Source organism: Kribbella sp. NPDC020701 (genome assembly GCF_055562215.1).
On sequence record NZ_JBVHFT010000004.1, the window covers coordinates 15,248 to 38,196 of the forward strand.

The 22,949-nt window shown below is 67.7% G+C and carries 20 protein-coding genes and 1 tRNA gene; 13 read left to right on the plus strand and 8 right to left on the minus strand.

The window, feature by feature from the left end; translation table 11 throughout:
* Window positions 1–97 precede the first annotated feature (97 nt).
* Complete coding sequence (locus ACZ3HV_RS10270) at window positions 98–2,122, minus strand: serine hydrolase domain-containing protein (protein WP_465682867.1); 2,025 nt, start codon at window positions 2,120–2,122, stop codon at window positions 98–100.
* Between the two features lie 397 nt (window positions 2,123–2,519).
* Between ACZ3HV_RS10270 and ACZ3HV_RS10275 the strand changes: the two genes are divergently transcribed.
* From ACZ3HV_RS10275 to ACZ3HV_RS10285, 3 genes are all read left to right on the plus strand, one after another.
* Complete coding sequence (locus ACZ3HV_RS10275; RefSeq protein WP_465682869.1) at window positions 2,520–3,455, plus strand: ABC transporter ATP-binding protein; 936 nt, start codon at window positions 2,520–2,522, stop codon at window positions 3,453–3,455.
* Window positions 3,452–5,077, plus strand: coding sequence for an ABC transporter permease (locus ACZ3HV_RS10280; protein ID WP_465682871.1), 1,626 nt, complete (start codon window positions 3,452–3,454; stop codon window positions 5,075–5,077). The genes ACZ3HV_RS10275 and ACZ3HV_RS10280 overlap by 4 nt, the downstream gene beginning before the upstream one ends.
* A 241-nt stretch (window positions 5,078–5,318) precedes the next feature.
* The gene (locus ACZ3HV_RS10285) at window positions 5,319–5,666 is read left to right on the plus strand and encodes an SOS response-associated peptidase family protein (protein WP_465682873.1); all 348 of its coding nucleotides are present in this window, start codon (window positions 5,319–5,321) and stop codon (window positions 5,664–5,666) included.
* 1,241 nt (window positions 5,667–6,907) lie between these two features.
* Here the strand turns inward: ACZ3HV_RS10285 and ACZ3HV_RS10290 are convergent.
* On the minus strand, window positions 6,908–7,636 hold the full coding sequence (locus tag ACZ3HV_RS10290) for a TIGR02391 family protein (RefSeq protein ID WP_465682875.1): 729 nt from the start codon (window positions 7,634–7,636) through the stop codon (window positions 6,908–6,910).
* A gap of 365 nt (window positions 7,637–8,001) precedes the next feature.
* Between ACZ3HV_RS10290 and ACZ3HV_RS10295 the strand changes: the two genes are divergently transcribed.
* From ACZ3HV_RS10295 to ACZ3HV_RS10310, 4 genes are all read left to right on the plus strand, one after another.
* Window positions 8,002–8,331, plus strand: coding sequence for a histone-like nucleoid-structuring protein Lsr2 (locus ACZ3HV_RS10295; RefSeq protein WP_465682877.1), 330 nt, complete (start codon window positions 8,002–8,004; stop codon window positions 8,329–8,331).
* Window positions 8,332–8,708: 377 nt separating this feature from the next.
* A complete protein-coding gene (locus tag ACZ3HV_RS10300; protein ID WP_465682879.1) occupies window positions 8,709–9,152 on the plus strand; it encodes a hypothetical protein in 444 nt (147 codons plus the stop codon).
* Window positions 9,153–9,346: 194 nt separating this feature from the next.
* A complete protein-coding gene (locus ACZ3HV_RS10305) occupies window positions 9,347–10,378 on the plus strand; it encodes an AAA family ATPase (RefSeq protein WP_465682881.1) in 1,032 nt (343 codons plus the stop codon).
* A gap of 79 nt (window positions 10,379–10,457) precedes the next feature.
* Window positions 10,458–12,371, plus strand: coding sequence for a hypothetical protein (locus tag ACZ3HV_RS10310; protein ID WP_465682883.1), 1,914 nt, complete (start codon window positions 10,458–10,460; stop codon window positions 12,369–12,371).
* Between the two features lie 147 nt (window positions 12,372–12,518).
* Here the strand turns inward: ACZ3HV_RS10310 and ACZ3HV_RS10315 are convergent, their stop codons facing one another.
* Window positions 12,519–13,571 (minus strand): recombinase family protein, encoded by a 1,053-nt coding sequence (locus tag ACZ3HV_RS10315; RefSeq protein WP_465682884.1) that lies wholly within the window; start codon window positions 13,569–13,571, stop codon window positions 12,519–12,521.
* A 184-nt stretch (window positions 13,572–13,755) separates the two neighbouring features.
* Entirely contained in the window at window positions 13,756–13,926 is a 171-nt protein-coding gene (locus ACZ3HV_RS10320; RefSeq protein WP_465682886.1) for a hypothetical protein, read from the minus strand.
* Between the two features lie 519 nt (window positions 13,927–14,445).
* Here ACZ3HV_RS10320 and ACZ3HV_RS10325 point away from each other — a divergent pair.
* The 3 genes from ACZ3HV_RS10325 (at window position 14,446) to ACZ3HV_RS10335 (ending at window position 19,115) form a co-directional block, all read left to right on the plus strand.
* Window positions 14,446–15,300 (plus strand): hypothetical protein, encoded by an 855-nt coding sequence (locus ACZ3HV_RS10325; protein ID WP_465682888.1) that lies wholly within the window; start codon window positions 14,446–14,448, stop codon window positions 15,298–15,300.
* Window positions 15,301–15,336: 36 nt separating this feature from the next.
* Window positions 15,337–16,775 (plus strand): IS3 family transposase gene (locus tag ACZ3HV_RS10330; RefSeq protein ID WP_465682890.1). Its coding sequence is split into 2 segments (ribosomal slippage): window positions 15,337–15,670 and window positions 15,670–16,775, totalling 1,440 coding nucleotides; the frame shifts between segments, so codons are not numbered across the junction.
* 570 nt (window positions 16,776–17,345) lie between these two features.
* On the plus strand, window positions 17,346–19,115 hold the full coding sequence (locus ACZ3HV_RS10335) for a recombinase family protein (protein WP_465682892.1): 1,770 nt from the start codon (window positions 17,346–17,348) through the stop codon (window positions 19,113–19,115).
* Here the strand turns inward: ACZ3HV_RS10335 and ACZ3HV_RS10340 are convergent.
* A tRNA-Leu gene (locus ACZ3HV_RS10340) sits at window positions 19,097–19,182 on the minus strand. The genes ACZ3HV_RS10335 and ACZ3HV_RS10340 overlap by 19 nt on opposite strands.
* 152 nt (window positions 19,183–19,334) lie before the next feature.
* On the opposite strand from ACZ3HV_RS10340, the gene ACZ3HV_RS10345 reads away from it, so the two are divergent.
* Window positions 19,335–20,144 carry a maleylpyruvate isomerase family mycothiol-dependent enzyme gene (locus ACZ3HV_RS10345; protein WP_360360571.1) on the plus strand — a complete coding sequence of 270 codons (810 nt, stop codon included), beginning with the start codon at window positions 19,335–19,337 and terminating at the stop codon, window positions 20,142–20,144.
* Between the two features lie 8 nt (window positions 20,145–20,152).
* Complete coding sequence (locus tag ACZ3HV_RS10350) at window positions 20,153–20,641, plus strand: VOC family protein (RefSeq protein ID WP_465682894.1); 489 nt, start codon at window positions 20,153–20,155, stop codon at window positions 20,639–20,641.
* Here ACZ3HV_RS10350 and ACZ3HV_RS10355 read toward each other — a convergent pair.
* The 3 genes from ACZ3HV_RS10355 to ACZ3HV_RS10365 are packed head-to-tail and all read right to left on the minus strand — an operon-like array spanning window position 20,609 to window position 22,177.
* A complete protein-coding gene (locus ACZ3HV_RS10355) occupies window positions 20,609–21,304 on the minus strand; it encodes an endonuclease V (RefSeq protein WP_465682896.1) in 696 nt (231 codons plus the stop codon). The genes ACZ3HV_RS10350 and ACZ3HV_RS10355 overlap by 33 nt on opposite strands.
* Complete coding sequence (locus tag ACZ3HV_RS10360; protein WP_465682898.1) at window positions 21,301–21,930, minus strand: dienelactone hydrolase family protein; 630 nt, start codon at window positions 21,928–21,930, stop codon at window positions 21,301–21,303. The genes ACZ3HV_RS10355 and ACZ3HV_RS10360 overlap by 4 nt, the downstream gene beginning before the upstream one ends.
* Window positions 21,920–22,177, minus strand: coding sequence for a hypothetical protein (locus tag ACZ3HV_RS10365; protein ID WP_465682900.1), 258 nt, complete (start codon window positions 22,175–22,177; stop codon window positions 21,920–21,922). Before ACZ3HV_RS10365 ends, ACZ3HV_RS10360 begins: the two co-directional genes overlap by 11 nt.
* A gap of 110 nt (window positions 22,178–22,287) precedes the next feature.
* On the opposite strand from ACZ3HV_RS10365, the gene ACZ3HV_RS10370 reads away from it, so the two are divergent.
* On the plus strand, window positions 22,288–22,947 hold the full coding sequence (locus ACZ3HV_RS10370) for a hypothetical protein (protein ID WP_465682902.1): 660 nt from the start codon (window positions 22,288–22,290) through the stop codon (window positions 22,945–22,947).
* Window positions 22,948–22,949 lie beyond the last annotated feature (2 nt).

Consider the following 22,949-nt stretch of genomic DNA (forward strand, 5'->3'; position numbering starts at 1 on the left):
TGACCGCAGCTCCAGGGTGCGTCCGCGCCATTTCGGGTCAACCAGAGCCGAAGGGCCTCGCGGACTTCCCTGTATAGGCTCCTGGTCGCCGACGCTGTCAGAACCCCCAGGCGACCAGGTGCCAGAGCGCGAGCTGGGCCGCGAGGGCGGTCAAGGCGACGGCGAGGGCCGCGTCGCGGTGTCGGATCCGCGGGGTCCACCAGTGCCGGAGGGCGCCGGCTGCCAGGAGCACGGCAAGGCCCACGGCCAGGAGCGTCATCGCCAGCGGCAGGTGGAACGCGAGGCGCATCGGCAGCGGGAACTCCTGCCAACCGAGGAACCCCACATCCACCAGCCCGGGCATCGCCCGGATCACGGCCACGGTCACGAGCGCGGCAAGAATTCCGGCGGCGGCGACAGCGGTGGTGAGACGGCGCCAGGTACGGCCGCCGGGCGGCGGCGCACCGACCGTCGACGTCCGGCCAGCTCCGCGGTGACGGCGTAACGTCTCGGCGCGCCCGGCGACGAGCCACCCGGCCGCCACGACCACCACGACCACCACGACGGCGAGCAGCGCCCACTGCCAAGCGAGTGGACCATCCGTGACCGGGTTGAGGTCCACTCCGCGCCACCGCTGCGACGGTCCGCGCAGGTCGAGGGTTTCCCCGTTGCCCGCGAGGAACAGGCCGGGCTGGAACTCAGTCAACCGATACCGCACCAGTGTTCCGTCCTCGGTGGCGTCGAAGTACGGCACGCCGGAGTCGACGTAGAACCGCGACGGCGGGTAGTCAGGGTTCATCGCGCCCATCTGCCCGGTGCGGTACAGCTCGTGGTATCGGGCCCAGCGGGTGGACTGCTCGCCGGCGGCCGGCTTCCCGACGGCCGCGATCCGGGCGGCCAGGTCCGGCGGTGGGACGTAGCGGCTGTCGGGCTCCACGACATCGGACTGGGTGGGCAGGCCGAGCATGCGGTCGTGGTACCGGCTGTCCGGCTCGGTGACCAAATCACGGAGGATTCCGAGGGCCAGGGACACCTGCAGATCGTGGGTGTCCGAGTTGGTGAGCACGGCGATACCGAGCTTCAGCTGCGGGAGCCACCACAGGTCGGACAGGAGGCCGTCCCCGCCGCCGTTGTGGTTGAACAGGTCGAGGTACTGGCCGGCCCGCCAGTGCGTGCGCGCGACGCCAAGCGCATAGCCCGCCGGCGCGCCTGCGTGCGGTGCCGGGACCGTACGCATCTCCTGCATCAGGGACGCATCGAGCACGGTGCGACCGTCGATGGTGCCGTCGCCCAGCTGGAACTCGAGGAACTTGGCGAGGTCGGTGGCAGTCGCCCACAGCCCGCCGGCGGCCATCATCGGGCAGTCCACGCGCGGCCGCACCAGGTCGCCGGTGTGACCCATGGCCCGGTCGGCGGTGGCGTGCACCCGGGCCCGGTCGAAGGTGCTGTGGGCCATGCCCAACGGTGCCAGCAGCGAGTCGCGCATCACGGCCGGGAAGGGATTGTTCGAGATCTGCTCGAGAATGTAGCCGGCCAGATCGATCCCCAGGTTCGAGTAGGCGTAGCCGGTCCCGACCGGGAACCGAAGCCAGGTGTCGGCGATGCTCCGCACGTGGGCGTCGAAGTCGCCCGGCTCTGGCTCGTAGGTGTTGCCGAGCGGCGCTTCGTGGGTGAAGCCCGCGGTGTGACTGAGCAGCATCCGCAGGGTGATCTTCCGCTCCGGGTGCGACTCGAACGCGCTGTGCACCGTGAAGTCCGGGAGGTAAGTCGTGATCGGTACGTCCAGGTCGAGCTGTCCGGACTGCACGGCCCGCATCACGGCCGTGGCGGTGAAGGCCTTCGACATCGACTGGACACTGAACATGGTGTCGACGGTGACCGGCGTATCCCCGTCGCTGTCCGTGGAGCCGAACCCCTGCTGCCACACCACCCCGTCGCCGTCGACCAACGCCAGGGCAAGTCCGGGAATCTGTTTCTGGGCCATCAGCTCGGGGATCCTGGCCTGATAGTTCGCGATCACCGCGGCGACGCCGTCGCTCTGGGCGGCCGGAGCCGCGACCGCGGGCGTACCGCCCGACACCGTCGTCAGGAGCACCACGACCACGGCAGCAACCGCTGCACGAACCGATCTGTGCGTGGCCATGGCAGCCACCTCCGGACCAAGTTGGAGATCCCGCACCGTGGGTCCCCGCGCCACCACGCTCGGACCCCAATCGCCGCATCACCAGGGCCTTTGGCCCAGCCCCGACATGCCAACGGGCCACTCTTCAGGGCACGCTGTGGTCAACGACGGTTGAAACCCGTCGGCCTGGCCGGACTTCCTGGTCTGCGCGCTGTTCGCCTACACCTCCCGCTGGCCGCGCCTTCCCCTGCGCCTGCCGCAGGCCGATGCCGACGGCCGTGTGCCGCCAGACCCCCTTCCAGGTGACCTAAGGCCGGCTTCTCGGTGGCGTTCGGCCCTGCCCGCCCGTACGCGGTTGCGATGTGCTGAGAGTTGGAGACGTCTGGACTGGCGAGAAATGCCAAGGGAAGTGATCTCAGTGACGGCTGCGATAGCGGTCTCCGGACTTGTGAAGGACTTCGGCCCCAGGACCCGGGCCCTTGACCATCTCGACCTGCACGTCGAGACCGGTGAGGTGCACGGGTTCCTCGGGCCCAACGGCGCCGGGAAGACCACCACCATCCGGGTCCTGCTCGGATTGCTGCGCGCCGACGACGGGCACGTCGCCCTGCTCGGCGGTGACCCGTGGCGCGACGCGGTGGCGTTGCACCGGCGTCTGGCCTATGTGCCTGGTGAGGTGAACCTGTGGCCCAACCTCACCGGTGGCGAGGTGATCGACCTGCTCGGCGACCTGCGGGGAGGACTCGACCCGGAGCGCCGGGAGGAGCTCCTCGAGCGGTTCCAGCTCGACCCGACCAAGAGGGTCCGCGCCTACTCCAAGGGAAACCGGCAGAAGGTCGCCCTCGTGGCCGCGTTCTCGTCCCCCGTGGAGCTCTACCTGCTGGACGAGCCCACCTCGGGGCTGGACCCGCTCATGGAGGCAGTCTTCCAGGACGTCGTCCAGCAGCTGCGCGCCGCCGGACGGAGCATTCTGCTCTCCAGCCACATCCTCTCCGAGGTCGAGGCGCTGTGCGACCGCGTCACCATCATCCGAGCGGGCCGGGCTGCTGAAACCGGCACCTTCGACGAGCTGCGTCATCTCACCCGCACGTCGGTAGTCGTCGACACCGCCAAGCCGCTGGAGTCGGTGACACGGTGGCCCGGCGTCCACGACGCCCGGGTGCACGACGCCCACGCGGAGTTCAGCGTCGACCCGGGCGAGCTGAACGACGTCCTCGAGCACCTGGTCAACCTCCAGGTGCGATCGATGACGACCTCGCCGCCCACCCTCGAGGAGCTGTTCATGCGGCACTACGGCGAGGACATCGCCGCGCCCGCCCGGGATGCGGTTGCTGAGGCGGTGACGGCACGATGAGCGGCTTCACAGGCACGATGCGGCTGGTCCGCCTCGCGCTGCGGCGTGACCGGATCACCCTGCCCGCATGGATCCTCGGCATGGCCGCATTCCTGGCTGCGACGACCGCCATGTTCGAGGACAACTACTCCAATCACCCCCAGCTCCTGGAGCCGGACACCCGCATGGTTACAGAGAACCCTGGCATGCGCGTGCTCGGCTTGGTGACAGGCTCGAGCGTCGGGGGCTACACCCTGCACAGGGATGCCCTGACCCTCGCGGTGCTGGCTGCCATGATGAGCGTCCTCGCAGTCGTACGACACACCCGTCAGGCCGAAGAGCTCGGTCGCGAGGAGATGCTGGGTGCCGGCGTGGTCGGCCGCTATGCCTCGCTGGCCGCCGCGGTGATCGTCGCGCTTGCTGCGAACCTTGTGCTGGCCGTGCTGCTCGGCCTCGGGATGGTGGTCGGGGGACAACCCGTGGCTGGGTCCATGGTCGCCGGCGCGTCGATCGCTCTGGTGGGCGTCGCGTTCACCGGCGTCGCCGCGGTGACGTCACAGCTCACGTCGACCTCGCGCGGCGCGATCGGTCTTGCCGGTGCGGGCCTCGGCGTTGCCTTCATGCTGGCGGCGCTGGGCAACATGCTCGGGACCGTGGACTCCGCCGCCCTCCGGGTCACCAGCGCCTGGCCGGCCTGGCTGTCCCCGATCGGGTGGGGTCAGCAGATGAGGCCGTTCGCCGACAACGTGTGGTGGCCACTCGGGCCCGCCGTACTGGTCCTGGCCGCTCTGTTCTGGTTGGCCATCGTTCTCGTCGGCCGTCGCGATGTCGGTCGGGGAATGTGGCCCGAACGCAGGGGTGCCGCCCACGCGAGCCCGGCCCTGCGGAGCCCCGTCGGCCTGGTCTGGCGGCTGCAGCGTGGAGCGCTGCTGGGCTGGGCGATCGGCCTGCTCGGCTTCGGCCTGATCTTCGGTGCGCTCAGTGACCAGATCGGGGGACTTGAGGGAGCGGCCACGGAGTGGTACGCCACCTTCGGCGGTGATGCCAACCTGCTCGGCGCGTACTGGGCCTCGATGATGCAGATGGCGGGAATGGCCGTGGCGATTTACGTAGTCACGCTCTTGCTTCGCCTGCACCACGACGAAGCGCACGGCACGCTGGAGTCGGTGCTCGGCACCGCGGTCTCCCGACTTCGCTGGGTGGGCGCGTACGCCGTCAACGCTCTGGCCGGAGCCATGTCGCTGCTCCTGGTCTTCGCAGTGGCGATGGGCATCACCGGCGGCCAGGTGCTCGGCGGCACCGCAACGCTGGTGCGTGATCTGGCCAGCGCCGCGCTGATCCAACTCCCCGCCATCGGCGTCCTGGGTACCGCGGTCGTCACGGTGATCATGTTGCTGCCGCGTTGGTCGGCAGGTCTGTCCTGGGCACTGGTGGTGGGCTCGATCATCGTCGGGCCGATGTTCGGCCCCTCACTCGGACTACCGACCTGGCTACTGGACCTGTCGCCCTTCACCCATGTGCCCAACGCACCGGCCGTCGCCATCACCGCCGGACCGATCCTGGGTCTGAGCCTGGCCTGCGTTCTGCTGGCCACCGCAGACGTCGTGGCCCTGCGCCGCCGGAACCTGGCACTCCCAGCCTGACGGACTCCGAGGTTGCAGTTTGTCCTAGAGTCACCGCCCTCACCGCATACATCCCGTCGCCTGGGAGGCGCGTCGTCGACCAGGCGGCGACGGCCAGGAACGGCGGGTTGGTGGCCAAGCCGAGATGACCAACTCGCCAGCCACTGCCCGCGCCGCGGCTGGGACCGTGTGAACTGAGCCAGTCGCGATGGGCGACCAACGCCCCGACGACCCGCGGCTACAACTTGACTTGGTGCAGAGAATGCGGCCCGCGGATGGGTCGACGCTGGCCTTGGCCGGGCTGTACGAGGTCTGGTACGACAAGTCGCTTCCCGGCGACGATCCGAACCGAGCCGTCCCGACGTACACAATCATCACGACCACAGCGACCGACAGCGTCGGGCGGATCCACGACCGCATGCCCATGGCAATCGCCCCGGAGGCATGGGCCGAGTGGCTCGATCCCCGCAATCACGACGTCGACCAGCTCCTCGGCCTGATGGCTCCCCCCGTCGACGGCAGCCTCGACATGTACGCCGTCTCGAAGGCCGTGAACAACGTGAAGAACAACGGCCCCGAGCTGCTGGAGCCACTGCCCGCCGAACCCTGACTGCTACGGTCGAGGCTGTCCGAGCCGACGGAGGTCAGCGCGCGCGTGCGCTGATAAGACACGATCGCCCGGACCAGCTGCACCACGATCGGGGCGAGCTGCAGGACGTAGTCGCGGCGCTCTTTCGGCAGGGCCAACGAAATCAGCATGATCAGTGCGAACAGCGCGACGAGCAGCGTGATCGGAACCGCGCCGACCACGAGCTTTTACCGCACTGAACGACGCGGTCACCGGCAACATCTCGCCGCCCCGCTTCGAGGGTGATCTCGTCCCTGTACCCGTCCGAAGGCGACCATCAGCACGACGCCGCCCAGCACGAGGACTGCTAGTAGCAGGAGGTTGATGGACCAGCTTCCGGCATCGGCGCCGGCTGCTGGTTGAAGCGTAGGGTTCATCACAGAACCTCTCTGTTTGTAGTTCGAGCTGCAGTGGATTGGTTCGGTTTGGAACGGCCTCCCGCGCCAATCGGGAGGCCGTTCGTTTGTACGTGCGGGGTTCGACCTGCCGCCTCTGTCGAGGCGGTAGGTCGAGCCGTCCGACCTAGCGTGGGCGCCCCGGGTGGTTAACGTCGCGTCCAGCGCGCTAACAGTTTTTACTCAGCACGGCCGTGCTCGGTGGGACGCGGCCCGTGTCGCTCACGCGTCCGTCCCCCTCTCATATGGGTCGGTTGCGTTTGGAATTCAACTCCGTCCCAGTCCGCACCCCAGGTTCAGTGGGGAGCCGACCCAGTTGTGCTCATTGATGCTGGCGGGAGGTGTGTCAGCCAGCCGGTTCCTGCTCGTCCGCGCTCGCAGGTCACACCGAAGACGGGTCTTCCGGTTCCGGTCGGCCGCGCCGCGAGCGGCCGGACTTGTAGTCCGGCCGGCGCCGGATCAACCCCGACCGTGTTCGACAAACGCGATGTCCGACGCACACACCACTTCTGGCGTGATGCAGTGCGAAATACATGACGGCACGGCCGTGATCCGCCTCACGCTCTCGATCGGGGCAACCGATCCAGGCGGCAGGGCGCACCGGATTGGCGAACCCCATCCCTTTGATGTGGCTGTCGCCACGGCAACGGACCAGCGGACCTGCAGGGTTTAGCGGGACCCACCCTTCGTAGCGACGTCATACGACGGACGTCGACGGCCGGCCGTACGGTGACCGGCATGAGGCAGCCGCTCAGCGAACTCGACACGGAACCGGACAGCGACCATCTTCGTCGCGTCTGCCCGCCTTCGCGGACGAGCGCTGAGACTTCACGACATCCCGACGGCGGCAGCATCCACCCAGCGGGCGAGGATGCTGAAAGCCGCGAGCTGTTCCAGGACCTCGTTCTCGTCCAGTTCCTCGTCGACTTCGTGCGCGATCGGGTTCCTGATTGCCGAGTAGAGGCCGCGGGCGAAGCTGGCCGCGCCTTCGTGGCGGCTCTTGAAGGTGTCGCTGCCGTCGTTGGGCATGAGTCGTAGTCGTGGCTTGCCGGCCACGGGCGGGGTGACGGTGAAGGCATCGCCGAACAGCCTGCCGTCCGACAGGTCCCGGCGACTCAGCTTCGCCTGGGTCTGAGCGTTGACGGCCTTAGCTGCCATCCCGACGGCCTCTCGGTAGTGGCCGCTGCTCCACAGCCCTTGAACGGTGCCCCACACCCAAGGATGCAGCGTGGCGGCGTCGAGCTGAGGTGCACCGCTGCCCAGGTTCTCATCGAGTTCTCCCTGATGCTGGAGCTGTGCGATGGCGCGATGGGCGGCCTGGCGGTGGCGCGAGTAGAGGGCTGTAGTGATAGGCCAATCCGCAGTGCGCCAGCCAGGGACTACTCGATCAAGGATCGGCTCGACCAACTGCGCGGCGGCCTGGATCTCGTGCTGGGGGTTTACGAAGCTGTCGAAGTACTGACCGCGTCTGCGGGCGCTCTCGACGGATTCGGTCTTGATCGTTTCGAGGAAGGCTTGCAGTTTCTCCATCGCCCACTGGCGGTTCAGTCCCGACATGCCCTGATCGTCCCTGCCCGGGCCGACACTGTCTAAGTAGCCTCCACCAGGGCCACCAAAGCCCAGCTGACCGAACCACGAACCGGTTGGAAGCTACTTAATCCAGGCCGCCGGCTGCCCGATCCGGAGCGCGACACGCCCGGTCGTACGCCGTACCCGAATCTGCCCTTATCACCGGTCCGCGCGGCCCTTCGACTCCGGTGGGCGCAGCGGCCGGCCGACGTCGACCGGCATGAGGCAGCCGCCCAGCGAGCTCGACACGGAATGAACCGGCCGGTGACCATCCGCTCGTCGCGTCTGATCGCCCCGAGGCTCGTCGTATCCGATGCTGTGTGCAACATCCACGAACCCGAGGAGCACCAGCAATGGTCCAGCGCACCGAGGTCCACCTCATCGACGACCTGGATGGCAAGGAGATCCCCGCAGGCAAAGGCGAAACCGTGTTGTTCGCGCTCGACGGGACGTCGTACGAGATCGACCTACTGGCCAAGAATGCGGCCGCGCTACGCAAAACACTCGCCGCGTACGTCGCAGCGGCGCGGCCGGTGAAGCCACCACGTGGTACCCGCCGGCGCCGAGCAACCGAACCGGCCGCTCGCCAGATCAAAGCCTGGGCACGCGAGAACGGATACGAGGTCGCCGACCGCGGCCGAGTCCCGGGCCAGATCCGCGACGCATACAACGCAGCGCACTGAGGCCAACCTGATAGCGATGCCCCCGGAACGGCGACGCTGCTCGAGGCTGTTCCGTAAACGGTCGTTTGCGGAACAGCCAGCCTGTAGGCCGGGCGGGCGCCGGGGACAGGACCAGACGGACCGCCGGTGAATCGTTGCTTGTTCGTACCAGAGCGCGTAGGAGTTCCTGTGATAACTGCTGTTCTCGCCGGCTGCGAGTACCTGCAGCATTGCGAGGTGCTGATTCGCCTTGCTTTTGGTCACTTGTTGACGCCCCATAGCCGCAGGATCGGTGCGCCGCGATCTGCGTGTGTGGGGTGCGGTGGTCGACGGCTGTACGGATCTGGTGGAGACTCGATGGTGCCTGGGGTTGTGGGTGCAGGGGGAGGGTGGTCCTTGTGGATCCGGTGACAGCATTGGTGGTCTCGGCGGTCGCTTTGGGCGCCGCGACCGGGCTGACGGACGTCGCAGCGCAGGCGGTCAAAGACGCGTACGCGGCCTTGAAGCGGTTGCTGGGTCGCCGCGGTGTGGACGTCACGGCGGTGGAGCGTCTTCCAGAATCGGCGGCGCAGCGGAACGCCCTGCAGGAGACGGTTGCAGCCGTCGGCGCCGATGATGAGTTGGTCGAAGCGGCGCGACGACTGGTGGAAGCAGTCAAGACACACGCGCCCGAGGCCGCGCCGGCGTTGGGCATCGATCTAAACGAGGTTGAAGCCGAGTTCCTGCGGGTGCAGCGGGTGCGCTCAGAAGGCACCGGTGTGCGTGTTCACCGCGGACGGTTTGAAGGTGGGATCGACATCAGCGATGTCGAGGCCGGCCCGGGGCCGGCGGGCCGCCCTTAGCCGCGGCAGGTCAGCCCGACCCTGCTGCAGCTGGAGAGGGCAGCCCTTACTTCCAGCTTGCAGACCTGCACGCTCGCGAAGTGTCGATTCGCGACGTCACGATCCTCGGCCCAGGTGCGATCAGCGCTGACCGGGGCGCAGTGGCAGCTGGCCGCGACGTAGTCGCGGACCTTATCGTCACTGGCGATCGGAACATGTTCTTCGTCGGCGCCTACCAGCGGCTCGCCGAGGCGTACATAGACGCGCGCGAGGTGTTCGAGCGTGTTGACGTCGCGCGGTTCGTGGGTCGCGAGGACTTGATCGCCGCGCTCGATCATTTCCTCGCCGGGAAGTCGTCTGGCTATTTCGTCGTCGAGGCGCCCGCCGGGCTCGGCAAGACTGCGTTGATGGCTCACCTCGTGTCGACCCGTAGCTGGGTGCATCACTTCTCGGAGCTGGCACCGGGCGAGGCCGGTGTCCCGGCGGCACGCCTCAACCTGGCAGCGCAACTGATCCGGGCATTTGACCTGCGCGACGGCGCAGAGTCAGTGCTGTCGGAGGCCGCTGCCTCGCGCGCGGACTTCCTCTCGGGGCTGCTGAGCGACGCGGCCGCGCGATTGGAGCCGGGCGAGAAGCTCGTGTTCGTCGTCGATGGGCTCGATGAGGCGGGGACGCGGCCGGGGGAGAACGTGCTCGGATTGCCCCGGGCGCTACCCAAGGGCGTGTTCGCCGTCGTCAGCAAGCGCCCAGTGCCGGTCGCTCTCTACATCGACAGTCCGCGCCAGATCGTGGGGATCGAGCCGGGCTCCGATGCCAACCTGGCGGACGTCCGGGCATACATTGCCACCGTCTCGTCCGCGAGGCTGGTCGAGCCGCTTCTGACCCGCAGCGGCGGGCTGTGGATCTATGTGCACTACGCACTGCAGGAGGGGCCTGACCTGGATCCTGATGCCTTGCCACAGGGTCTGTGGGGTTGGTACCACCGCTTCTGGCACACGTGGGCTCGCGCCCACGCGACAGAGTGGCCTGCCACCTACCTGCCGTTGCTTGCGGCGCTTGCTGCAGCCCGCGAGAGTGCGACGCTGGCCGAGCTCTGCGACGTCGCCGGTGTGAGCCGTCCCCCCGGCCGAACTGCCGGCCGAATGGGGCCCGTACCTGCTGCCGTCTCGCGAGCGGCCACGCCGCTACCGGCTGTACCACGCCAGCCTCGCGGACTATCTTCACGGTCGCGGAACGACGGAGGATAGCGTCGAGCAGGAATTCGCTGACGACCTCGCGTACGCGACGCACAAAGTACACGCGCGCTTGGCCGATCGTTGCCTCGCAATGGATGAGCCGGACGCCTACGCGTTCGCTCACCTCGCTGAGCACCTGCGCCTGGCAGAGCGTCCCGACGAGCTGTTTGCGCTCGTCGCCGACCCTGCGTGGAGGTCAGCGCACCTGATGCATGACCCCACCGGAGGCGGATTTATCGGCAACATTACGGAAGCATGGAACTGCGCGGTCGACCTTGACCGCCGCGCGCTTGAGGCGGGTGCGCCCCCGCCGCACCTACAACGCGAGATCGCTTGTGCCTTCGCCGCGGAAGACGTGCACACTTTCGCGGCGTATCTTCCCGCCTCGCTTCTCGCCCGGCTGGTCGCCGCCCGGATCTGGTCGCCGGAGCAGGCACTGGCATCGGCAGCCTTGAACCCATACCTGGAGGGGCGAGCTCGCAGCCTGGCGGCCGTCATGCCCCACCTTTCCGAGCACCAGCGCATCACGGAGCTGCAAGAGTTCTTTGCCTGGGCGGACGTCAAGCGTGCCTACGCGTACGAGCGTAGTAACGCGCTCGGCGTTCTCGCTCCGCACATGCCAGCGTCGATGATGGATGAAGTGTTGCGCCGTGCGGGAGCCGAGATCGACGCCGGTGCGGATGCGCTTGCGCAGCTGGTCCCGTACCTCCCGACGTCGCTGTTGAACGAAGCTGTCAGCGTCGCGATCGCGATCCCCTGGGCACTATCACGGGTCGAGTGCCTGAGCGCACTCGTGCCATATCTCGCCGGTGATCTGCGCGAGGCAGCACTCGCCGCCGCCTTCGAGGCGCTCGTGGCGGCGGAGGACGAGGTCGGCGGAGCCCATATGGGCGAGATGGGCGAGCTTTTCGCAGCACTTGCGACCGAGGCGCCTGACCGCCTGTTCGCGATCGCCGGCAGGCTAAAGGAATCGGACGCCCGTACCCATGCGATTGTGGCGCTCGCCGGCCATCTCGACGACACGCAGCTTGCCGTGGCCCTCCACGCAGTTATGGCGCTTGGAGACCCGACCATGCGCGCCTGGGCCCTTGGCATGCTTTACCCGCGCCTGCCCGCCGATCTGCAGAAGGTGGCCCGCACCACCGCCAAGGCCATCTCGACGCCCGCCGATCGCGAGCGCGCGCTCAACTGGATCAGGCAACGTCCGCCGGAACACAAGAAGGAACACAAGAAGGACGCAGAGCTGAAGCAGGACACTGCCGACGACGAGGCGACCCCCGCGGAACTGTCCAGGGCACTCGCGGATGTGGAGGCCCTACCTTGGGCGTCCTACCGTTTCGAGGCGCTGGAGGAGCTCGCACCGAAACTGCCGGACGCGATGCTCCAGGATGCCCTGCGCGTAGCGGTCGGCGCGGCGGCCGCGCCCGAGAACATGGAGCTGCGCGCCAAGGTGTGGAAGATGCTCGCCAAGCGGCGGCCCTCTAAGCCGCGGCGGAGGCGAGGGCCCGCACGATCTCCGCTCGCCCCCGAGGAACGGGACGGTGCACTTGCCGATGTCTTACGGATCGACCCTGAGTCGTCCGGCAAGGCGATGGCTCTCGCCGAGTTGTGCGAGCGGATCCCTGCGGACGAGCGCTCCGGTGAGTTGATCGCCGCTGTCGTTCACACGCTCGATGAAGCGGCGGCGACTCTCGGCTCCCACGGTCTCTCAGTTGCTGTGCGCGCACTCGCGCCCCAGCTCCCAGAGGCGATGCTGCCCCACGCCTTCGCGATCGCGAGCCAGATCCCGCACGGTAAGCGGCGCTGGTATGCGTTCTCGGACATGTCCGAGGATCTGCAGACGGCTGCCCCCGCCGTCCTGCACGTCTGCCTCGACATCGCCTTGCGCGCCTCGGTCGAGCATCTCGATGTAGCGAACTGCGCGCGCTTCATGCGGCCGATCGTGAACGCACTCGACCAAGGAGGAGTGCCGTGGAGGTCATCCCGACGACGTTCCATCGGCTGAGCCCGAACTGGGGGCCGACTCGACGACACAGACCGCGCGGAACCGCCAACATCCAGTGGTGCCGAACCTCGTCGATGACGACCTCGCCACTGGATGCACTTGTGCCGTTCGGTCGTCGGATAACGTGGCCGGCTGCTGCGGCAGCGGCTAGGGGTGGTCTCCGCAGATCCAGTGATCGCCGAGGCGGGCCCAACGGCGACCAGCCAGCCACAGCTCCGCCGCGTCGGGCACCTGTTCGGCGTCGCCGCTCGCAAGCCCGCCGCCGAGCATCACCGTCGAGCTGCACTGACTGCACATGATGATGCGGGCCTGGTGGGGTTGGCAGCGCTCACGGTGCCACCGCTCGACCACAGCCCCCGAGGGCTGGGTGGGGTTCGGCATGAGCCAGACAGTTTCGAGGCCTTCGCGGTGCAGTTGCAGTTCGTGCTTGCTCGAGGGGCGGTGCCCGCAGGTCGGGCAGGCGGCCGCCGCCGACGGCGGCACCGGCATCGGCATCGGCTCGTTCGGCGTACCTGCGCTTGGCGCCGCAGCGGGGAGCTCGGGCGGAACGGCCGTTCCGGGTAGCGCGGGGGAGCCGAGTTCGTGGACGTACTTGTAGATGGTGGCGCGGCTGACGCCGAGCAGCCGCGCGATCGAGGACACGGTGTTGTCGGGTTTGCCGAGCAGGTCGCGGGCGTGCTGGATCTGTTCGGTGGTCATCGCCGGTGGCCGGCCGAGGCGGGTGCCTCGGGCGCGGGCGGCGTCGAGGCCTTCGCGGGTTCCTTGGACGATCATCTCGCGGATGAACTCGCCGAGGGCGGCGAAGACGTGGAAGACGAGTCGGCCGCCAGGCGTGGTCGTGTCGAGTGCTTCGTGCAGCGACTTGAATCCGATCTCGCGTCGTCGCAGGTCGCCGACGATTGCGATGAGGTCCTGAAGGTTGCGGCCGAGCCGCCACAGCTCAGTGACCGTGATGGTGTCGTTGGGCCGGGCGAACTCGAGGCACTTGCGCAGCTCGGGTCGTTCGGCGTTCTTGCCGCTGAGCTTCTCCTGGAAGATCCGGGTGCACCCGGCGCCCAAGAGAGCATCGAGTTGCCGATCAAGGTTCTGGTCCCTGGTGGAGACGCGGGCATAGCCCAGCAGCATGCCGCCGCCAATGACGCCGAGCGGGTTGGGGTCGAGCAGCAGCGCCGGGCGATGGTCGAGGTCGGTGGCCGTCACACCCTGACTGTATGGAAAAGGGTGCGCGCGCTGTTGTTGGACACTCCGGGTTTGCAACACGTTTTCCGACACAGTAGGTGTGGCGTGTCGAGGTCTGGGCGGGTTGCCGGGTGGCGGCGTTGGAAAACGATCCTCAGCCGACGCCCGGCAAGGCCAAGCCGCGAGGGTCGGCCTTGCCGGGGCTCTACTCGGGGCGAGTCCGCCGCAGGAGAAGGAGCGCGAGGACCTTGCGCGCGTTCTGGCGCTGATCAGGGTCGGGCGCGGTCAGCGCGGTGATGGTGGTCAGAGTGATGGTCCAGGTGTAGAGCGCCGCGGCTGAGCTGGCGCCGTCGTGGAGAAGCTGCAGGAGTGTCATGTGGTCAGTCACCTCGGTGGTGTCGTTGGCGTGCGTGATGCCATAAAGACACATCGGCTGGGGTGACGGGGGAGCCTCGGTTCGCTACCGTGCGACACGCCGTACAAACGCTGGCGCCCCAGGCGCGATCCGGTTTATCCGCCCTGTCCGACCGGGTCTCGGACCGGACATGATCAGCGGTAGACAGGCACCGTGAGGGAGCAAGCGGGGGACTGATGACTACGTTCGACGACGAGCTACAGCGTCTGCACCAGGCTGCCGGGGGCGCCGACGGCGGGTCAGCTTCACACCTTGTGTAAGCGGCTGGTCCCTGCCTTGGATGTACCGGTTCAGACGCTCAGCGACTGGCTGCGCGGCAAGGCCGTCAATGCCCGTAGGGCGGGCGATCAGTACAAGGTCATCGGACTCCTTGAGGCACTAGCCGAGGGAACCGATGCCGGATTCCAGCGCCGTACTACTGCTTGGTGGCGAGAGCTGCGCGTCCTTTCCCGGGCCGGGACCAGAGTGGACTCGGACCTCTTGTCTGCCGACAAGCCGGTCCTCGGTCGGGTGATCGGTGAGCTGACCGACGAGGATGCCCTGGTGTACGAGGTGCACCAGGCCATCACCGCCGACCGGACGGCCGTTTCGGTGCTGCCGCCGTACTTGGCGCGGGGGCATGACGAGGTGCTCCGGCGCGAGCTCAGGGCTGCTGGCGCCGGGAATCGGGTGATCATGCTGGTGGGCGGTTCGTCGACCGGCAAGACCAGGACCTGCTGGGAAGCCATGCGGGCGGAGCTGCCTCAGTGGAGGGTGTGGCATCCGTTGAGCCCGCGTCGACCGCAAGCCGTGATCGATGCGTTGGATGCGGACGCGATTGAATCGTCCACGGTGATCTGGCTGGATGAGGCTCACAGATATCTGGAGCCCGCCCTCGGGGAGCAGGTCGCCTCCATGCTGCAGGAGCTGCTCCACGATAACGATCGCGGACCTTTCATCGTGCTCGGCTCGCTGTGGCCCGACCGCCGGGACATCCTTACTGATAGACGATCGAGCGAGCATGAAGCGGCTCGGGCGCTGCTGGATCCGGGACGCTGCCTCGAGGTAAACGTTGCTCCGGAGTTCTCAGCTGACGAGCTGACTGCGGCCCAGCAGCAGATCGAAGCAGATTCGCGGCTGAGGTTCGCCGCCCGGCAGAGCTCCCGGCTCACCCAGCACCTGGCCGGCGCACCCGAACAGCTCAGTCGCTACAAACGAGCAAGCGAGCATGCCCAGGCGATCGTTCGAGCCGCGATGGATGCCCGCCGGCTCAGCAGCTGGCTTTACCTACCCGTCGACTTCCTCCGCGCCGCCCCTCTGTGTCAAGGTTGCTTGAGGCAAGATTTGGTCTTGTAACTTTGAATTGAGGGCGAGCGAGGAGTCCGACCCGAAGTGAGTTCGACGAGTGGGCAGGTGCCTGATCCGGAGGTCCCGGCGAAGGCTCGGACGCGGCGGTATTCCGCGTCGTACAAGGCGAGGATTCTGGACGAGTACGAGCAGCTGGACAAGGCGGGCAAGGGTGCGCTGCTGCGGCGCGAAGGCCTGTACTCGTCGCTGATCTCGGCGTGGCGAGACCAGCGGGACAAGGGTGCGATGGCGGCATTGGCCACGCCGGCCGGGCGGCCGCAGGCTGATCCGAAGGATCGGGAGAACGCCAAGCTGCGCCGGGAGAACGAGCGGCTGGCCGCTGAGCTGGAGAAGGCTCAGCGGGTGATCGAGGTGCAGGGAAAGCTCTCCGCGCTGCTGGGTCAGCTCGCGACCGGCAGCCCGAGCAGCGGGAGCGAGCCCACGCCATGATCGATGAGGCGATCACCGAACTCGAACCGCTGGTCGGCACCCGGAAGGCGTGCGAGGCGGCCGGCCGGGCGCAGGCCACCCACTACCGGCGGCACCGCCAGTCCCCGGCGCCGGTCCGGCCGCCGCGCGACCTCAGGCCGCAGCCGCGGGCGTTGACGCCTGTGGAGCGGGCCGAGGTGCGGGCGGTGCTCAACAGCGAGGAGTACGTCGACAAGGCGCCGGCGGCGGTCTATCACGAGCTGCTCGACCAAGGTGTCTACCTGGCCTCGGTCTCGACGATGTACCGGATCCTGCGCGACCACGGCGAGGTGCACGAGCGGCGCCGCCAGGCGGTCCACCCCGCACGGGTCAAGCCCGAACTCGTCGCCACGGAACCGAATCAGGTCTGGTCGTGGGACATCACCAAACTGCACGGCCCGGCGAAGTGGACCTACTACTACCTCTATGTGATCCTCGACATCTACTCCCGCTACGTCGTCGGCTGGCTGCTCGCCGACCACGAGTCCGCGGCCCTGGCCGAGCAACTGCTGGCCGACACCATCACCAAGCAGGACATCGACCGCGACACACTGACCGTTCACGCCGACAACGGCTCCTCGATGGCCTCCAAACCAGTCGCGTTCCTGCTCGCCGACCTCGGCGTCACCAAGACCCACTCCCGGCCACACACCTCCAACGAAAACCCCTACAGCGAGGCGCAATTCAAGACGCTGAAGTACCGGCCCGACTTTCCCAGACAGTTCGGCTCCATCGCCGACGCCAGGGCGTTCTGCCAGGGTTTCTTCGGCTGGTACAACACCGGGCACTACCACTCCGGCATCGGCTGGCACCACCCCATCGACGTCCACTACAGACGCGCCCAGATCGTGCGCGACGCCCGAGCCGACGTGCTCAGCACCGCCTACACCCGCAACCCCGAACGGTTCGTACGCAAACACCCCGAACCACCCGCGCTACCCACCACCGCCTGGATCAACAAACCCAGCGAACCCGACGACAAGGAGCTCCAGCCGATTGACTCAATGAATCCCTAACCGACCCGGCTCAAAAATCTTGACACGCAGCGCTAACGGTGACCGCCACCGGGTCGGGTTAGCGGCCGTGTTTGGTCGGGCGATGACCTCGAGCCGATCCTCGCTGCTATTGCGTCCTCCTGCGTTCCTCGACGCGACGTTGGAACGCGTTTGTTGTTCACAACACGCGCGCTGGAGTGGTTGAGATGTCCCACATCGCAACCAGCCGTCGCAGTCCGCTCGGTTGGAGACCATCGCCGTGCATCTGGCGCCGATCGAGTACGACATAGGAGCAGGCGAGCAGACTCGGCGCACGGGCGACCTCGGCTGCTCCGGGACCAATCCTCCGTACGCTTGATCACCGATGCGAAAGCTTGATCATGTCGGGGCGGGCCGGACGTTGAGTGGGTATGACGGACAACGGGTCGGACGCGAGGCGAGATGCCGACGACCCGTGGGTAACGGTGGTAGTGCCGGATAGTGCGCCGGTGCTCTATCCACAGGCTGCTCGTGTTCTTTGCCGGATTGTTGTAGGACTGACTCGGGTGGAGCGTGGATCCGAGGCCGGCTCCAAGACGGAAGGTCAGGGGATTGAGCGGCGACGGGCAGGGTGAGTGGGCGGTCCTCGACGAGCTCTTGGGGATGGAGGCGCTCGCTGACAAGCCAGTAGAAGGCGAGAGGATCGGGCACCTGGCTTTCTACGGACGCTGTTCGACTGAGGACAATCAGGACCCGAAGACCTCGCTGGCGTGGCAGATGGGAGAGGCCTCGCGGCTTGTTGAGCCGCTGGGAGGCCAGATCGTTGAGCAGTTCTTCGACATCGGGCAGTCCCGGTCGCTGCCCTGGGAGCGGCGAGACGAAGCCAACCGCGTGTTGCAGGCGCTCAAGGATCCAAACCGTGGCTGGAATGGGCTGGTCGTGGGGGAGGCGACTCGATGCTGGTACAGCAACCAGTTCAGTCTGACGTGGCCGAAGTTCGATCGGTACGGCGTATCCCTGTGGATACCTAGCTTGGGCGGCGTGTTCGACCCCGAGAACACGGTGCACGACATGGCGATGACGATCACTGGAGGGCTGTCCAAGTCGGAGCGGCAGCATGTCCAGCGGCGTGTGAGGGCTGCGATGGCCGCCCAGGTTCTGGTTGATGGCAAGCACCAAGGCGGTCGTGCACCGTACGGCTATCAGGTTGTTGACGCCGGCCCGCACCCGAACCCGCGGAAGGCACAAGAGGGCTACCGGCTTCGAGTGCTGGCAGTGGACGATCTTGCGGCCCCGGTCGTTGGGCGGATCTTCGCGATGTACCTCGACGGGCTGGGGTTCCGGGCAATCGCCGAGTCGCTCAATGCGGAGGCGATCCCGTGTCCTTCGGCGCACAATCCGCGTCAGAACACGCATCGGCGGGGCGGCGGGTGGCAAGGGTCGACGGTCCGCGCGATCCTTGAGAACCCTCGTTACACCGGATTCGCGATCTATGGACGCTGGCGGAAGGTCGAGGAGTTGCTCGACCCGGACGACGTGGCTGCCGGGCATGTCGTGCGGTTCCGGCGTTCACCGACGTCGAAGATCGTTAGGTCCCGCGAGCCGGCGCATCCCACGCTCGTGTCCGTCGAGGACTTCACACGCCTCCAGCTCGAGATCCGCGCACGGCGCGGGGCTGACCTTAGCGAGCAGACCTCTCGCGAGCGGACCCGGGTTCGCACGCGACATTCCTACCTGTTCCGCGGTCGCGTCCGTTGCGCGATCTGCGGCCGGAAGATGGAAGGCGCGATGCGGAAGAAGACGGCCTTCTGCCGCTGCGCCGCCCGAACCCTGGCTCCCGGATCAGCCGCTGTCGACAGTCATCCGCCGACGGTGTACCTGAGGGAAGATCAGCTCAGCCGCAGAGTTAACGATTGGATTGCGAAGCTCTTCAGTCCTGAGCACATCGACTCGACAGTCCAGGCTCTCGCCAGTGCCGCGAACGAGGGCAGCCCGGAGGAGCGGGCCGAGGCGGAGTTCCGACGGCGGATCGTTGCGGCGGAAGCGACGATGGTCAGACTTCGCCGCGCCTTGGAGGCGGGTTGGGATCCGGCCGAGCTGACGAGCCAGTACAACGCTGCGGTGGCTGAGAAGCGAGCAGCAGAGGCCGGTATGGCGGCCATCGAGCGCCCACAGCGGCTGGCGCCGAAGGAGATCCGAGCGATGGTCGACCAACTCGGGGACATCGGTCGAGTGCTCGACCAAGCGCATCGGGATGACCTGGCCGCCCTGTACGACGCGTTGCGTCTGACGATCGACTACGACCACCGAACGCGGGTTGCCGAAGTGTCGATCACGCCGTCCCCGCGTGTGGATAGTGTGTGTGTCCGAGGGGGGACTTGAACCCCCACGCCCCGTAAAGGGCACTAGCACCTCAAGCTAGCGCGTCTGCCTATTCCGCCACCCGGACGAGTGGTCTGACCGCCTCAGCGGTGCTGACCGGAGAACAGTAGCAAAGATCAAGGGTGGAATTCACATCGGGTGGCTGGGGTGGTGACGCGGGGGTGGCGGGGGCGTAGTTTGAAATTCAAGTGCTTGTCGGCCGGTGGGAGGTGAGTGGGCGTGAGCGAGTGGAACGGCATGTCCTTCGAGGGTAAGGAGACAATGCTCGGGGTGGTTCGGCAGGAGGCCGGGCGGTTCTTCGAGCTGGTGGACGCCGACGACGTCTGGGAGGCGCCGACCGGGGCCGGGCACTGGCAGGTGCGGGACGTGGTCGCACACATTACGGACACCACCGAGGCGTACTTCGTGGCCTTCGACGCGGCTCGGGGCGGCGAGGACGTGCCGCCGGCGTACGGGCTGCCCGGGATGGCGGAGCGGGTGGACAAGCAGGCGCTGGCGCTGCGGAACGTGCCGCGGGCCGAGCTGGTCGAGCGGCTGCGGGTGGACTTCGACAAGATGATGGGGATCTTCGACGCGCTGGGCCCGGAGGAGTGGGGCGGGTTCAACGTCCCGCACTTCTACATGGGACCGCTGCCGTCGTTCTTCTTCCCGGCGTTCCAGTTGATGGACTACGGCGTCCACTCCTGGGACATCCGGCAGGGGACCGGCCGGGCGCACGGGCTGTCGGGTGACGCGGCGGATCTGCTGGTGCCGTTCATGTTCGTGCTGTGGAAGTACACGACCGGCGCCAAGGACCCGTGTGAGCTCGGAATCCGGATCACCAGCGGCCCGAACGCGGGGGACACCCTGGTGCGGGTCGGCGCGGACGGCATGGATTACGAACCCGGTGAGATCACGGGGCTGCCGACCGTACTCGAGTTCGACCCGGGCAGTTTCGTCCTGACCGCGTTCGGCCGGAGCAACGCCGGTACGATCCGGGGCGATCGCGCTGTCGCCGACCGCTATCTCAACCTGTTCTTCCGGATCTGAGGGGACCCATGACGGATATCGACCTGCCCGCGATCGAGGCCGAGCGTGACCGGATCAGAACGACGTACCTCACACCGGGCGGGACCAGTTCCGCACGGGGGCTGCACCACACCGCGCTCCTGTGTGCGGACGTCGAGCGCACCATCAAGTTCTACCAAGGCGTCCTCGAGTTCCCGCTGACGGAGATCGTGGGGAACCGGGACTACGAGGGTTCGAACCACTTCTTCTTCGACATCGGCAACGGCAACCTGCTCGCGTTCTTCGACTTCCCCGGCCTGGACCTCGGTCCGTACGCCGAAGTCCTGGGCGGACTGCACCACATGGCGATCTCGGTGGAGCCGGCCAAGTGGCAGCAACTGAAGAAGAACCTCGACGGGGCCGGTGTCGAGTACCTGGAGGAGAGCGGTACGTCGATCTACTTCCGCGACCCCGATGGCGCCAGGATCGAGCTGATCGCCGACCCATTAGGCGAGATGTACGGCCTGAAGGTGCTCTGACCCGCGGGCGCGACGGGCGGCCCGGCGGGCCGCCCGCAACGGCTGGGGAGTCCAGTGTCCGTCGAGCGACCCCGAGACGATCCGGATCGCTGTGGCCAGGTCGGTCCGCCAACCCGGGTGCACCACGACCGGACGAGTGCCTTGCCGGGTGCGGAGCCAGGCCGCGACCTGGTCGGTGCCGATCGTCAACGGTGCGGTCGCGCCACGCTCATCGGCCGGCCAATCTCCGGATGCGATCAACGGGCGGTGCGTGACGCCGACCGTCGGGAGGTCCAGAACGGCGCCGAGGTGCAACGCCAGCCCGGCGCGTCGTGGGTGATCGCGTCCGGTGGCGTCGACGAGCAGTACGGCGGGACTGGGCCGGAGACGTCGTACGACGTCCTCCCACAGCGGGCCCAGTCGGATGGCCAGCAGTCCGGGAAGGTAAGGACCCGCGACGCGCCCGGTCACCAGCTCCTGGGTGACGACCCGATGGCGATCCAGGACGAGCGCGGCGGCCCAAGCGCGGTCGCCGGCCGAGCCCGGACCCGCCAAGCCGCGCGGGAAACAGGCCCAGACTCCGCCGATCAGGAACCGGTCCGGGGGAGCCCACGGTGTGGGGTGCGCATCGGCGAGCTGTTGCTGCAGCGAGATCAGTTCGCCGGGTTCGGTCGGCCAGGTCATAGGTGGATGCGGAACCAGTCGCGGGCCAGTTCGGCCACTCGTTCGAGGGCGCCGGGTTCGGTGAAGAGATGGGTGGCGTCGGCAACGATCTCGAGGTCTTCGGCACAGCGAAGGCGGCGTTGGGCGTCACGATTGAAGCCGAGTACGTCGGTGTCCAGTTCGCCGACGATGAGGAGAGTGGGTGCCGTCACGTCGGCAAGTCGGGCGCCGGCCAGGTCGACTCGTCCGCCTCGGGAGACCACCGCAAGCACGTCGTCGGAACCGCTACCCGCCGACCACAACGCGGCAGCACCGCCTGTACTCGCGCCGAAGTAGCCGACCGCGAGACTGTCCGGGCCGGGACGCCGGCCGGCCCACTCGTGGGCAGCCGTCAAACGCTCGGCCAGCAGCGGGATGTCGAAGACGTTCCGCCGATCCCGGGCCTCCGCCGGCGACAACAGGTCGAACAGCAGGGTCGCGATGCCGGCCCGGTTGAGGACATCGGCGACGTACTTGTTCCGGGGACTGTGACGGCTGCTGTCGCTGCCGTGGGCGAAGATGACCAGACCGGCTGCCGGGGCCGGCACCGCCAGATCCCCTGGCAGTTGCGCATCGCGGGCGTCGACGACGACGTGTTCAGTCTTCATCGGCCCGGGCTGAACGGTGTCCGTCGGTCGAAGGCTCGCCGGCGGGGTGCTCCACGAGGGCGATCACCCGGGCGGAGAGGAAGCGGGCGGTGCGGATCGGAGTACCGGACCGGGTCACCTCGACCACCTCGATCACGTTGCGGCTGGTGGTGACGTCGACCCGGCGTCCCGCCTTGGTCGCCGCGATCTCGTACACCGAGGCGCCGTTTCCGGTGTCGACGACGATCTCGACCCGATCGCCCTTCATACACCCAACGTACCCGCCCGATCCGGATCCGCACCGGAGCCGGGCTCAGACGTTGACCGGGTGCGCGGTGGGCGAGATCCTCGTGTCAATGCGCTCCGGGGGGAGGCGAGATGGGGCAACGGAGTCCGTTGGTGACGCTCGCGGCCACGGCCGTGGGTCTCGTTGCCCTGCTCGTGGTGAACAGCACCCAGACCGGGACCCCGACAGAGACCGCGGCCGCGACCCCTACGTCGGCACCGACCACAGCGCCGCCGACCACGGAGGCGCCGCCCACAACAGAACCTCCAACCACTGAGCCGACGCCAACGCCGACGAAACAACTGACGGCCACGTACGTCGGGAAGACGACGGAGCGTGAGGCCACGGTTGCCGTCGCGGTCAAGGGTGAGCAGGCCGTCGCGTACGTGTGCGACGGCCGCCGCCTGGAGGCCTGGCTGACGGGGACGGTCGCTGACGGGGAGATCGCACTGCGATCCCGGACTGGTGAACGGCTGACCGCCACCGTCGATGCACAGACGGCGACCGGATCGCTGAGCCTTGACGGACGCACGCTCCAGTTCGCGATTGACCTCGCTGGGCCGCCGGCCGGGCTCTACCGGTCGTCGGGCAGCGGCAGGACCATCGGGTGGATCGTCCTGCCCGACGGCAGCCAGGTCGGGGTCGACAACGACGGCTCACCCGCCCCGGCCCCGCAACTCGATCCGTCCACTGGTTTCGCCACCGGCGTACCGGACCCGGCGCGGTCGATCAACGGCGACGAGACCTTCTGAGG